This window comes from Clostridium sp. 'White wine YQ', assembly GCF_028728205.1.
Classification (GTDB): Bacteria; Bacillota; Clostridia; order Clostridiales; family Clostridiaceae; genus Clostridium_T.
This window is the reverse complement of the sequence record NZ_JAQYUU010000001.1, coordinates 1,150,347-1,164,414: the sequence shown is the minus strand read 5'-3', so window position 1 is coordinate 1,164,414 and position 14,068 is coordinate 1,150,347. Positions and strand designations below refer to the sequence as shown.

Annotated in this window: 13 protein-coding genes; all 13 read right to left on the bottom strand. The window is 30.9% G+C overall.

Annotated elements, in window-relative coordinates:
• Window positions 1-36 precede the first annotated feature (36 nt).
• The 13 genes from ispG to PTZ02_RS05805 all read right to left on the bottom strand — a co-directional run bounded on the left by ispG (window position 37) and on the right by PTZ02_RS05805 (window position 14,048).
• Window positions 37-1,086: a flavodoxin-dependent (E)-4-hydroxy-3-methylbut-2-enyl-diphosphate synthase gene (gene ispG, locus PTZ02_RS05865; RefSeq protein ID WP_274226881.1), complete on the bottom strand. Its 1,050-nt coding sequence runs from the start codon at window positions 1,084-1,086 to the stop codon at window positions 37-39.
• 12 nt (window positions 1,087-1,098) lie between these two features.
• Complete coding sequence (gene rseP / locus PTZ02_RS05860) at window positions 1,099-2,130, bottom strand: RIP metalloprotease RseP (RefSeq protein ID WP_274226880.1); 1,032 nt, start codon at window positions 2,128-2,130, stop codon at window positions 1,099-1,101.
• Between the two features lie 11 nt (window positions 2,131-2,141).
• On the bottom strand, window positions 2,142-3,296 hold the full coding sequence (locus PTZ02_RS05855; RefSeq protein ID WP_274226879.1) for a 1-deoxy-D-xylulose-5-phosphate reductoisomerase: 1,155 nt from the start codon (window positions 3,294-3,296) through the stop codon (window positions 2,142-2,144).
• Window positions 3,297-3,498: 202 nt separating this feature from the next.
• On the bottom strand, window positions 3,499-4,293 hold the full coding sequence (locus PTZ02_RS05850; RefSeq protein WP_274226878.1) for a phosphatidate cytidylyltransferase: 795 nt from the start codon (window positions 4,291-4,293) through the stop codon (window positions 3,499-3,501).
• A 13-nt stretch (window positions 4,294-4,306) separates the two neighbouring features.
• On the bottom strand, window positions 4,307-5,074 hold the full coding sequence (locus PTZ02_RS05845) for an isoprenyl transferase (RefSeq protein ID WP_274226877.1): 768 nt from the start codon (window positions 5,072-5,074) through the stop codon (window positions 4,307-4,309).
• Between the two features lie 68 nt (window positions 5,075-5,142).
• Window positions 5,143-5,700: a ribosome recycling factor gene (gene frr, locus PTZ02_RS05840; protein ID WP_274226876.1), complete on the bottom strand. Its 558-nt coding sequence runs from the start codon at window positions 5,698-5,700 to the stop codon at window positions 5,143-5,145.
• A 20-nt stretch (window positions 5,701-5,720) separates the two neighbouring features.
• The gene (gene pyrH / locus PTZ02_RS05835; RefSeq protein WP_238882576.1) at window positions 5,721-6,428 is read right to left on the bottom strand and encodes a UMP kinase; all 708 of its coding nucleotides are present in this window, start codon (window positions 6,426-6,428) and stop codon (window positions 5,721-5,723) included.
• A 61-nt stretch (window positions 6,429-6,489) separates the two neighbouring features.
• Window positions 6,490-7,404: a translation elongation factor Ts gene (tsf, locus tag PTZ02_RS05830; protein WP_274226875.1), complete on the bottom strand. Its 915-nt coding sequence runs from the start codon at window positions 7,402-7,404 to the stop codon at window positions 6,490-6,492.
• A gap of 73 nt (window positions 7,405-7,477) precedes the next feature.
• On the bottom strand, window positions 7,478-8,179 hold the full coding sequence (gene rpsB, locus PTZ02_RS05825; protein WP_202766249.1) for a 30S ribosomal protein S2: 702 nt from the start codon (window positions 8,177-8,179) through the stop codon (window positions 7,478-7,480).
• Window positions 8,180-8,411: 232 nt separating this feature from the next.
• On the bottom strand, window positions 8,412-9,188 hold the full coding sequence (gene codY / locus PTZ02_RS05820) for a GTP-sensing pleiotropic transcriptional regulator CodY (RefSeq protein WP_274226874.1): 777 nt from the start codon (window positions 9,186-9,188) through the stop codon (window positions 8,412-8,414).
• A 144-nt stretch (window positions 9,189-9,332) separates the two neighbouring features.
• Window positions 9,333-11,423, bottom strand: a complete 2,091-nt coding sequence (gene topA / locus PTZ02_RS05815; protein WP_274226873.1) for a type I DNA topoisomerase — start codon at window positions 11,421-11,423, stop codon at window positions 9,333-9,335.
• 40 nt (window positions 11,424-11,463) lie between these two features.
• Complete coding sequence (dprA, locus tag PTZ02_RS05810) at window positions 11,464-12,537, bottom strand: DNA-processing protein DprA (protein ID WP_274226872.1); 1,074 nt, start codon at window positions 12,535-12,537, stop codon at window positions 11,464-11,466.
• Complete coding sequence (locus tag PTZ02_RS05805; protein ID WP_274226871.1) at window positions 12,534-14,048, bottom strand: YifB family Mg chelatase-like AAA ATPase; 1,515 nt, start codon at window positions 14,046-14,048, stop codon at window positions 12,534-12,536. Before PTZ02_RS05805 ends, dprA begins: the two co-directional genes overlap by 4 nt.
• Window positions 14,049-14,068: the final 20 nt, after the last annotated feature.

The window sequence follows — 14,068 nt, the reverse complement described above, 5'->3', positions numbered from 1 at the left end:
TTAAAATATTTAAAGAAGGGGTTACCCTTCTTTAAATTATAATTTATCAATTTCTTTCATTAGTTCTTCAACTAAATATTCTTCTTTTACTTTCTTTAAAATCTCACCTTTTTTAAATATAATACCTTCGCCTTTTCCACCAGCTATTCCAATATCAGCTTCTCTTGCTTCACCAGGACCATTTACTACGCATCCCATTATAGCAACTTTAATATCTTTCTTACATTCAGCTAGCTTTTGTTCAACTATATTGGCTATCTTTATAAGGTCTATTTGAGTTCTTCCGCAAGTAGGACATGATACGAATTCTATCCCACCTTTTTTTATATCAAGTGCTTTAAGAATTTCATTACCAACTTTAACTTCTTCAATAGGATCTCCTGTTAAGGATACCCTCAAAGTATCTCCTATTCCTTCAGATAAAAGTGTGCCTATACCAATAGAGGATTTAATTGTTCCTCTCCAAGGCGTACCTGATTCAGTTACTCCAAGGTGCAACGGATAATCAGATTTTTCACTCATTAATCTATAGCTTTCTATCATTGTATTTACATTAGATGATTTAATGGATATTACTATATCTCTAAAATTTACGCTTTCTAAGATTGCAGCACTTTTTAGAGCACTTTCAACAAATGCCTCTGGGCATGGCTTTCCATACTTCTCTAAAAGTTCCTTCTCTAAAGAGCCAGAATTTACTCCGATTCTTATAGGAATTCCTTTATCCTTGCAAGCTTCAGCAACCATTTTTACTCTTTCCATTGAACCTATGTTACCAGGGTTTATTCTTATAGCAGAAACACCATTTTTAATAGACTCTAAAGCTAATCTATAATCAAAATGAATATCAGCTACTAAAGGAATGCTAATTCCTTTAACAATTTTAGAAATTTGTTCTGCTGCCTCCATATCAGGTACTGCAGATCTTATTATATCACAACCTGCTATTTGTAGCTCTCTTATTTGTTTAATTGTACTTTCAGCATCTCTTGTATCTGTATTGGTCATGGATTGAACAGTAATTCTACTATCTCCACCGATATATATGTTACCAACCTTTATTTTTCTTGTTTCTTTTCTATTCATTTATTTACACTCCTAAAAATTAACTGGAAAAATTATATCTTTAATTGTTACTAAGACCATCAATCCCAAAAGAACCATTAATCCTACAGAATTAACTGCGTTTAGGAATCTAGGTGGTATTTTCTTTCCAGTTATTAATTCAATTAATATAAAGAAGGCCCAACCACCATCTAATGCTGGAAATGGTAATAAATTTAATACTGCCAAATTCACTGATATTAATGCAACAAAGAATAAAAGATTCCATATACCAGCTTTCGCAGCAGCTCCACTCATTTTAATTATAGTCACTGGTCCGCCAACATCAGTTTTAAGATTTGCTTTTCCAGAGAAAATTTGCTTAAAGCCTAAGAAAGTTTGTTTTACTAAAGATACTGTTTCTTTCATGCTATAAGTAACACTTTGGCCAAATGAAGGCTTTTCTATACCATTAAAGTAAAAACCTATTTGATAGGACCCTGTATCTTTATTTAATTTAGGGGTTAATGCTAAATCCTTTATACCACTTTCACTTTGTATCTTAACTTTCATTTCATTACCTTTAGACATAGCTACTGCCACAGTAACATCATCAGCTGTTAATATGTTAACATCGTCTATTTTAAGAAATTTATCTCCAGGCTTTAATCCAACTTGCTCTGCAGCTGAATTTGGGATAACTTCTTTTATTTCTGGTAAAGTAATACCCAAGTTTAAAGCCATAACTAAGAAAATAATAATTGCTAATAGGTAATTCATTGCTACACCAGCTATTATTATTGAAATTTTTCTTAAAGGATGTTTAGCATTTAAACTTCTGCTATAATCTACTCCTTCTGCTTCATCATCACTACCTTCTTCCCCGAGCATAGCTACTCTACCTCCAAAAGGAAGAACTCTTAAGCAGTAATCTGTTTCACCAATTTTTACACCTATGAGTCTAGGTCCAAAGCCTATGGAAAACTCATCTACTCTTACACCATTAACTTTTGCCATTATAAAATGACCTAATTCATGTACAATTATCAAAACAGAAAATGCTAATATCGCTAAAATTATATACACAGATTTTCCTCCTAACTATAAATGCTATATAAGTAAGTTCTAACTTCTTTATCTTTTGTTAAAATTAAATCTAAGGTTAAAGGACTCTCTACATAAAATTTATTCATGCATTCTTCAATTATTTCCGGAATTTCTAAAAATTTAATCTTATCCTTTAAAAATAATTCTACCAATACTTCATTTGCTCCATTTAATATTGTAGGCATAATTCCACCTACTTTTCCAGCTTTATAAGCTAGGGATAAACATTTAAAAGTATCAAAATCAGGTTTTTCAAAGGTTAATTTATTTATTTCCCAAAAGTTTAAAGTTTCAGATATATTTTCTTTTCTCTCAGGGTAGTTTAAAGCATATTGAATAGGCAAACGCATATCTGTACTTCCTAATTGTGCTATCACACTTGAATCAGTATATTCAATCATTGAGTGAATTATACTTTCAGGATGTACAATTACTTGTATATCTTCATAGGAAACATCAAAAAGAAAATGAGCTTCTATTACCTCTAACCCCTTATTCATTAGAGTAGCAGAGTCTATTGAAATTTTTTGACCCATATTCCATTTTGGATGTTTAAGTGCGTCCCGGTAAGTTACATTTTCTAAATCTTCTATTTTCTTACCCCTGAATGGTCCGCCTGATGCTGTTAAAAGAACCTTTTTTATTTTATTATCTGCTTTTCCTTGAAGACATTGAAAAATTGCACCGTGTTCAGAATCAACCGGTAAAATTTTTACACCGTGTTTTTTAGCTTCAGCAATTACTAACTCACCTGCAACTACTAAAGTCTCTTTATTAGCTAAAGCTATATCTTTTCCAGCTCTAATTGCAGCTAAAGTTGGCTTTAATCCTATCATTCCCACAATTGATGTCAAAACTACATCTATTTCTTCTAATGACGCAATTTTTTCTAGTCCTTCCATCCCAAACAACAAGCTTATGCATATGTTGTTTTTCTTGATATACTCATTTACTTTTTCATATGCAAATTCATCAGTCATAACTATATAATTAGGTTTAAATTCATCTATAATTTCAATAGTTTTTTCCCAATTCTTATGAGCTGAGGCTGCAACAAGCTTCAAGGAATCTTTATGAAACTTAATAACATCTAGTGTCTGAGTTCCAATAGAACCTGTAACGCCTAAAATACTTACATTTTTCATTATTTACCTCCTAAAATACGTCGAACTTAAGTGTCTTCATTCATAGTATTATTATATCAAACATATAAATCATATCAATGAAGTTTTTAATAAACTTATTGTATAAGTAGAAAATTATAGCAACCAAGTACAAATAGTAACTATTTTTTGCAGAAAAAAAGTGCCTCACTTGGTATGAGGCACTACATATATCGTATATAGTTTATAATTTTACAATAAAAGTTAAATAATAAAATACAATTATTCCTGAAAATAAAATTGAGTCAAATCTATCTAATATTCCGCCATGACCAGGAATTAGATTTGAGTAATCTTTAATTCCTGCATATCTTTTTATTGATGATGCAACTAAATCACCAAATTGAGAGAATATTCCACATAAAGCACCTATTATAAAATAATGATATAATTGAACTTCTGTAAAATATCCTTGTACAAAAATTCCAAATAAACCACAAAAGATAGATGCACCTATAAGTCCACCGATGGATCCTTCAATAGTTTTTTTAGGACTTACTTTAGGTATTAATTTATGCTTTCCAAAAAGTCTTCCAGCATAATATGCACTAGTGTCACATAACCAAGATCCTATAAATATTAACCATACTAAAAATTCTCCGCCTGGTTTTTTATTTACTAGATAAATAAATGAGAAAAACACTCCTACATAGATAAATCCTAATAAAGTTAATGCAACGTCTATAAAAGTTACTTTTAAATCAATTATAGGGATACATAATAATATGAAGGAACTAATTATTATTATGTACATTAATATTTCAAAATTGTTGTTAAATAAATAGAATAGAATTAAAAGTACATATCCGGCTGGGATTATTGGATTAAACTCCTTTACCTTCAATGTCTTATAAAATTCGTATAACCCAACTGCCGATAAGGCTATTGTGAAATACTTTAAATAATCTCCCCCTAAGTAAATAAATATTATAAAAGGTGCAATTATTACTGCTCCCAAATACCTATTATTGGATTTCATAAAGATACCTCCGCTATTTTATTCCACCGTATCTTCTATCTCTATTTTGATAGTCAAAAATAGCCTTACGTAAATCATTTTCGTTAAAATCAGGCCAATTTATGTTAGAATACCAGAATTCTGAATAAGCACATTGCCATAATAAGAAATTACTTAATCTTTGCTCTCCAGAAGGTCTTATAATTAAATCTGGATCTGGCATATTTTTTGTATATAGATAAGAAGAAAACATCTTTTCATTTAAATTATTTATTGTTAGTATACCATTTTCTATTTCTTCTATTATTTTTTTAGTAGCATCAACTATTTCAGTTCTTCCACCATAATTGATAGCTAAATTCATGGTAACTCCAGTATTATTCTTTGTTCTTTCATAAGCAGATATTAACTCTTTCTGGCATTCTAAAGGTAATCCAGTGATATCTCCAATATGATTTATAACAACATTATTTTCATTTAACTCATTAAATTCTTTTCTTAGATATTCAACTAGGATGTTCATTAATACATTTACTTCATCTTTAGGCCTTTTCCAATTCTCTGTTGAGAATGCATAAAGTGTAAGATATTTAACACCAAGTCTATTACATTCTTTAATTACTTTTCTTACTGTTTCAGTTCCTGCTTTGTGTCCAAAACTTCTTGGTAGACCCTTCTGTTTTGCCCACCTTCCATTTCCATCCATTATTATAGCTATATGTTTTGGAATGTTATCATAGTCTAAAGCAATATCTAAGCTTTCATTTGAGCTACTTTCTTTCTTTTTTAAAAAATTAAACATAATATATCCTCCCATAATAAATATGGCAAAAAATCCTCAAGAGTAAAAAAACCTGCTTAAGAGCAGGTTTATATAGACATAATCTCTTTTTCTTTATGTGCAACTATACTATCCACTTCTTTTACAAAGTTATCAGTTATTTTTTGTACATCATCTTCGCCTTTTTTTATTTGATCCTCAGATACTTCTCCGTCCTTCTTTAAGGCTTTAATTTTTTCGTTAGCATCTCTTCTAATAGATCTTATTGCAACTTTAGCTTCTTCCCCGTATTTTTTAACTGTTTTAACTAAGTTCTTTCTTGTTTCTTCAGTTAATTCTGGAACAACTAATCTTATTACTTGACCATCATTAGAAGGATTAATTCCTAAATCCGACTTTAATATAGCTTTGTCTATTTCTTTTAACATAGACTTTTCCCAAGGCGTAATCATAAGCACTCTTGGTTCTGGTGCAGATATGTTTGCTACTTGGCTTATTGGGCACATGCTACCATAATAGTCAACTTCTATTCTGTCAAGCATAGTAGGGTTAGCTCTTCCTGCTTTTAAAGTAGCTAAATCTGATCTTAAAACACTTATTGTCTTATTCATTTTTTCTTCGGATGTTTTAATAACGTCTTTAATCATAAAAATGCCTCCTTATATTATTAAGAAACTATAGTTCCTATTTTTTCACCAGTTATGGCCTTTTTAATATTTCCTGGTTCATCTAAAGCGAATACTATTATTGGAATATTGTTATCCTTACAAAGTGATGATGCTGTAGAATCCATAACTTGAAGTCCTTTTTCTAGTACTTCTAAATGACTTAAAGCATCGAATTTAACTGCATCGTCATGCTTATGAGGATCTTTATCATAAACTCCATCAACTTTTTTAGCTAACAAAATAACATCTGCTTCAATTTCTGCAGCTCTTAAAGCAGCAGCAGTATCAGTTGAGAAATATGGATTTCCAGTACCAGCAGCAAATATTACAACTCTTCCCTTTTCAAGATGACGCATTGCTCTTCTTCTTATAAAAGGTTCAGCAACTTCTTTCATTTCAATGGCAGATTGAACTCTTGTCATTACACCTAAACTTTCTAAAGAATCTTGCAATGCTAATGCGTTTATACATGTTCCAAGCATTCCCATATAATCAGCAGTAGTTCTGTCCATATCTTCACCTTGTCTGCCTCTCCATATGTTTCCAGCACCAACTACAGCACCAACTTCTACTCCCATATCAACTAATTCCTTAATTTCACTGGCAATTCTTAGTGCTACGTTAAAGTCTATTCCGAATCCGTTAGCTCCAGCTAATGCTTCTCCAGATAACTTTAGCATTACTCTTTTATATTTACACTCTGACATATTTCATCCTCCATTTGAATATTATTTTAAAAAAAGAGAACACTTTGTGTTCTCTTTTAAATTATTTTGCGCCAATTTGTTTTGCAACTTCTTCAGCAAAGTTTTCTTCTTTCTTCTCGATACCTTCTCCTCTTTCGAATCTTACGAAAGAGTTTACAGTAATTGGAGAACCAACTTCTTTAGATTTCTCTTGAAGATATTTAGTTATAGTTTTGTCTCCATCTTTTACCCAAGCTTGCTCTAAAAGACATACTTCTTTGTAGTATTTTTGGATTCTTCCCATAACCATTTTTTCTACTATGTTTTCAGGCTTTCCTTCATTTAAAGCTTGAACTCTGTAGATTTCTTTTTCTTTTTCAAGTGATTCGTTATCAACTTGATCTTTATTTAAGAATGCTGGGTTTGCAGCAGCAACTTGCATACAAACATCTTTAGCTACTTCTTCAACAACATTTCCTTGAACTTCTGAACCAACTTCAACTAAAACACCGATTCTTCCGCCACCGTGTATGTAACTAGCTACAACACCGTTTTCAACTGATAAGTTCTTGAATCTTCTTACAGTCATGTTTTCTCCAAGCTTAGCGATTAAAGCTGTTAAAGCTTCTTGGATTGTTTGTTCATCATTGAATTTTTCGTTTACAAAAGCTTCTACATCAGCAGCAGTTGTAGTTGAAGCCATTTCAGCTAATCTATCAGCGAAAGATATGAATTCATCGTTTGCAGCAACGAAATCTGTTTCACAGTTTAATTCAACTATAGCTCCTTTTTTCTTATCAGCAGAAATGTAAGTTTTAACAATACCTTCTGCAGCAACTCTTCCAGCTTTTTTAGCAGCAGCTGCAAGACCTTTTTCTCTTAATATTTCAACAGCCTTATCCATATCTCCATTACATTCTGTTAAGGCTTTTTTGCAGTCCATCATACCTGCGCCAGTTCTTTCTCTTAATTCCTTAACTGATTGTGCAGTTATCATCGTAATTCCTCCTTAAATTTATTAAGTCAAAAGGTAAATGAAGAAATTCTTCACCTACCTTTATTTTCTTAAATTATTCAGCTAATTGTTCGCCTTGTCTTCCTTCTATTATAGCATCAGCTAATTTAGCAGTTATTAATTTTACTGCTCTTATAGCATCATCGTTTCCAGGTATTACATAATCAACTTCATCTGGATCACAGTTTGTATCAACTATAGCTACAACAGGAATTCCAAGAATTTTAGCTTCAGAAATAGCATTCTTTTCTTTTCTAGGGTCAACAACGAACATTGCTCCTATGTTAGAAACGTTAACTTCTTTCATTCCACCTAAGTTTTTGATTAACTTTTCTTTTTCATTTTTAAGATTTGTTACTTCTTTCTTAGGAAGAACTTCGAAAGTTCCATCTTGTTCCATTTGTTCTAATTCAGCTAATCTTCTGATTCTTGTTCTTATAGTATTGAAGTTAGTTAACATTCCACCTAACCATCTATTGTTAACGAAATGCATGTTTGATCTTATAGCTTCTTCTTGAATAGCTTCTTGAGCTTGTTTCTTAGTACCAACGAAAAGTATATCTTTTCCTTCTGTTGCTACTTCTTTGATGAAGTCATAAGCTTCTTCTACCTTCTTAACTGTTTTTTGAAGATCTATTATATATATTCCGTTTCTTTCTGTGAATATATATGGAGCCATTTTAGGGTTCCATCTTCTTGTTTGATGTCCAAAGTGAACACCTGCTTCTAATAATTGTTTCATTGAAATTACTGACATTTGTTGTTACCTCCTATTGGTTTAACCTCCATCATCCGCATTTTTACAGATCTTCCCTTAGGGCACCACTCTATAAATAAGACGATGTGTGTATTTTCTTACCTTAGATAGTATAACATAGAGGATTTTAAGTAGCAATATAAAATTTAAAAATATTACTTTTTTTTGACAAATTTAAATATGTACAGACATAAAAAAGGAATTTAGTAATTACTAAATTCCTTTTAGTTTATTATTTAATCTTTTTTAACTCTTCTAATAACTTATCATTAAGTATACGGATATGAGTTCCCTTCATACCAAGAGATCTAGATTCTATTACACCAGCACTTTCAAATTTTCTAAGTGCATTAACAATAACAGATCTTGTAATCCCAACTTTATCAGCTATCTTTGATGCTACTAAAAGTCCTTCATTTCCTTCTAACTCATCAAAGATGTGTTCAACTGCTTCTAACTCTGAATATGATAGTGTTCCTATAGCTAATTGAACCACTGCTTTCTTTCTAGCTTCATCCTCAAGTTCAACTTGCTTTGCTCTTAGCATTTCCATACCTACAATAGTTGCAGAATATTCAGCAAGAACTAAATCCTCATCATTAAAAGGTGTTCCAAATCTAGCAAGTAAAAGAGTTCCAAGTCTTTCCCTGTTACCTATGATAGGCACAATAGTGGTAATCTTATTGTCTAAATTACAACCGCCTTGTCCATCAAAAACACATATTCCTTTATTATGTAAGTTAGGCAAAGATTCATGAATGTTAAGCAATTTGTTGTTATAATCCTCAGGAAACTTCTTTTCTTCAAGTACTTTTTTCTTCATTATTTCGCACTCGAATCCAACTGAAAATGTATGCCCAAGAATTTTTCCTCTTCTGCTTACTACATAAACATTACATTCCATAACATCACTTAACATTTCACATATATCTTCAAAAGCAACTGGCTCAGTACCTGATTTTTGTAGTATTTTATTTAATTTTCTTGTTTTTGAGAGTAGGGTTGACATAGAGCTCCTCCTAATAGTTTTAAACTATAAATATATTAATATTATTTGAAAATTTCAAATAGTTGAAATTTTACGATTATTTGTACTATTTATAATATACCACAAGAAAATATCATTTTCAACCTACTCTTTTATATTTCGACATTATTGTTCTTCATTTTCTGTAGTTACAGGTACCTTATTTCCACATTCTGAGTTAGTACATTCTAAATATTTACCTTTTGATTTAGAATATTTGTAAACCATTGGTGAATTACATTTGTCACATTTTTCCTTTGCAGGTTCATGCCAACTTACAAAGTCACAATTTGGGTAATTTGAACAACCATAGAACTTGTTGCCCTTCTTACTTCTCTTAAGCAATACTTTTCCACCGCATTTTGGACATGGTGCATCTATTTCATGAACAATAGGTTTTGTATTTTGACATTCAGGATAACCAGGACATGCAAGGAAATCTCCAAAACGTCCATGTTTAATCACCATCATTCTTCCACACTTATCACACGGAACATCAGAAACTTTGTCTTCAATTACAATCTTAGATACTTCAGTTTCAGCTTTTTCTATTGAAACTTTCAATGGAGTAAAGAATTCCTCAACAATTTTTTTCCAGTTGTCTTTACCTTCTTCTATATTATCTAATTTCGATTCCATTTCTGCTGTAAAATCAGTATCCACAATTTCGTTAAAATAATCTGACATAATAGTATTTACTATAAATCCTAAATCAGTGGGAATTAAGTTTTTCTTCTCTCTTAATACATATTTTCTATCTATTAAGGTTGATATAGTTGGAACATAGGTACTTGGTCTTCCAATGCCCTTTTCCTCTAATAATTTAACAAAAGATGCTTCAGTATATCTACTAGGAGGTTGTGTAAAATGTTGTTTAGGCGCGATTGAGTCTTCTTTTAGTTCTTCCCCTGCTTCTATTTCTGGAATAGTAACATCTTCATTTTCCTCGTCTGTAGTATATTCATATATTTTCATAAATCCATCAAATTTTATATTAGAACCTGATGCTCTTAATTTATAATCTCCATTTTCAATCAAAACTGAAATAGTGTTTAATTCACATGAAGACATTTGGCTTGCAACAAATCTTTTCCATATAAGTGAGTATAGTTTATAACCTTCAGGTGTAAGATTATCCTTTGCTATCTCTGGAGTTATTTCAACATAAGTTGGTCTAATAGCTTCATGAGCATCTTGAATATTTTTTTTGCTTTTGAAAACTCTTGGTGTTTTTGGAGAATATGATTCTCCATATGTCTCTTTAATAAATTCAAGAGCTTTTTCTTGAGCTTCAGAAGAAATTCTTACTGAGTCAGTTCTCATATAGGTAATTAGACCTATTGTACCTCTTCCTTTTATTTCAACACCTTCATAAAGCTTTTGAGCTACAGACATTGTTTTCTTAGTCATAAAATTAAGTTTTTTATTGGCATCTTGTTGTAAAGTTGAAGTTGTGAAAGGTGGCAATGGATTTTTTAGCTTACTGCCCTTTTTAACTTCTTTTACTAAATAATTTCCTTTATTTAAATCCTCAATTATTTTTAATGCTTCTTCTTCAGTACTTATTTCTATTTTTTTATTTTTGTATTGTGATAGCTTTACTTGAAATTTTTTATTGTTCTTTTTCAAAAAACAATCAACAGTCCAAAATTCCTTTGGTTCAAATGCTTTAATTTCATTTTCTCTGTCACAAACAAGTTTAAGGGCAGCTGATTGAACTCTTCCTGCACTTAATCCCCATTTTACGTTTTTCCATAATATTGGACTTATTTGATATCCCACAAGTCTATCCAATACTCTTCTTGCCTGTTGTGCATCTACTAAATTTTGATTTATTGGTCTTGGCTTTTTTATAGAAGCTTTAACAGCTTCTTTTGTTACTTCATTAAATTCTATTCTACAAGACTCTTCACTGGATATCTTCAAAATATTTGCTAAATGCCATGAAATAGCTTCCCCTTCTCTATCAGGGTCAGTTGCAAGAAATATCTTGTCACTCTTCTTAGCAAGTTTTTTCAATTTATCTAGTAAATCCCCTTTTCCTCTAATAGTAATATACTTAGGGGAAAAATTTTCTTCTATACTTACGCCTAATTGGCTTTTAGGAAGATCGCGTACATGTCCCATTGATGCTTCAACTACGTAGTTTTTACCTAAATATTTGCCAATGGTTTTTGCTTTAGCTGGTGACTCAACAATAACTAAATTTTGTCCCATTACTTACCTCTATGCTAGAGGTGTTCACCCCCTTAAAAATTTAACTTATCCTAGCATAATAGTTTCCATTTAAACTAATTACTACTTTATCAAGTTGCAATTCAAATAATAAACCATAAATTGCATTTATGTCAATATTACATTTTTGTGCCAACTCATTAATGTGAATAGGAGTTTTTCCGATCATGTTAAATAGAATGGCCTTTTCCCCAGTATATTTATTACTATTTTTAGCAGTTTTTTTAATTTTTAATAGCTCATACAAGTCATCGATTTCTATAAGTATTTTAGCACCATCTTTTATAAGTTGATTACATCCTTTGCTATTTTGACTTAATGGATTCCCAGGAACAGTAACAATATCCCGACCAAGTTCTAGTGAATAGCCTACTGTTATTAAGCTTCCGCTTTTTTCTGTAGCTTCTGTAACAATTAATGAATCTCCAAGAGCACTAATTATTCTATTTCTTCTGGGGAAATTATAAGCGTATGGTGGCGTTCCAGGTAAAAATTCTGACATGATTACGCCATTTTCTAATATACTTTCAAATAGTTTTTGATTAACCTTAGGATAGACTATATCAATACCACAGCCTAAAACTGCACATGTAGGACTATTATACGTGACAGAACACTTATGAACTATTGTATCAACTCCATAAGCACCACCACTAACTAAGGCTATATCATTCTTTGCTAGTTCAATAGCAATTAATTTAGTAATTTGAGCCCCATAAGCAGTAGGTTTTCTAGAGCCAACTATAGATATTCTTCGTCTGCTTGAAAGTTTGTTTAAGTCTCCTTTATAGAATAGTATATAAGGAGGTTCTTTGAGATGTTCAAAATCTTTAATATAATCCATGTCGTTGTATGTAAAAAAGGATATAGAATTATTATTTAAGCTTTCCATTAAATTATATACATCTTCATCTTTAGTTGATAATATTTTGTCTGTAAATTTATAATTAAAAGAGTCTCCTTCAAAACTTTTATAGAACTGATATATATTTTTTTCGCTCTTAAATTTATTTTTTAAATATATCTTTTGTGCGTTAGGTATATTAATAGTAGCTAACCAAAGCTTATAGAAAGCCTCGTTATTTTCATTATTCATATTACCTCCTGCCCTATAAATTTCCTGTAATTTATAGCTTCAAAAATATGATTTTCATTTAGTTTTTCTTCTCTTTGCAGATCTGCTATTGTTCTAGAAAGTCTTAAAATTTTATAGTATCCTCTCATTGTTAGTCCAAGACTTTCATATAAGAGATTTAATTTTTCTAAAGCAGATTTCTCAATGTTTATATTTCTCATAAGTTCTTTAGTATTTACTAATCCATTATATTTATCCTTACATTTAGAATATCTATCATATTGAACTTCAGTTGCATATTTTATGTCCTCGCATATTGATTTGCTTAAGAGTTTTTTATTGTTTTTTGAAAGTGCTTTGAATTCAACTCTAGGAACATATGTAAACATATCTATTCTATCTAGGATCGGTTTACTTATTTTATTTAAATACCTAATTCTTTCACCTTCAGTACAGGTACAATTACGTGTAAGGCTTAGATAATTTCCGCATGGACATGGATTAAAGGCGATTAATAAAAGAAACTTTGCAGGAAGCTTAATATTACAATTTAGTCTACTAATATTAATTTCTTTATTTTCTAAAGGTTCTCTAAGTTCTTCAATGCATTCTTTTTTAAAATGTAAAAATTCATCAAGAAAAAGAACCCCATTATGAGCTAAAGTTATTTCACCAATTTTACCTTTAATACCTCCAGTTAAGGATGCAACAGTGCAGGAATGATGAGGACTTCGAAAAGGCCTTTTTAATGATTCAAAAAGCTCTTTGGAATTTTCCGACATACTATATATTTTGAAGACCTCATAAGCCTCCTCATAACTCATACTAGGCAAAATCTCTTGAATTTTTTTAGCAATCAAAGTTTTACCTGCCCCTGGTGAACCATATAAAGCAATATTATGAAATCCAGCTGCAGATATTTCTATAGACCTTAAAACCCCTTCTTGCCCAATAATATCATCAAAGTTTCCATTTATTGCAGAGCTAATTTTAAAATCAGATTTATCTGAAGGTAATTGATCTCTATAAATAAGATAATTGACTGTATTTTTAAGATTATTCATTAAATAAATGTCACCCTTGTAGAAAAAATTACTTTGATAAGAATTTTCTTCTGGAATAATGAACTTTTCAATACCATTATCTATTCCTTCTTGTAAAATAGGAAACAATCCTTTGATTTCTTTTACATCTCCTCCTAAACTTAACTCACCAGCGATTAGGAACTTCTCTATATTCTCTACTGAGATTTGATTACTGGCAAGCAAAATGCCTATAGACATTGGGAGGTCTAATACTGAACCTATCTTTTTTATATTGGCTGGAGCTAAATTTATAACTATTTTTCCGAGAGGAAACTTAAAGCCAGAATTAATTATTGCAGCCTTAATTCTCTCTCTTGATTCCTTAATTGATTGATCAGCTAAACCTACTATTGTAAAGGAGGGAAGTCCTTTAAATATTTCTATTTCAACATCAACTACTATTCCTTGAAGATTTAGTACTGTTCCACTCTTGATTATTACAGCCATTTTATCACCTCAATGTCATT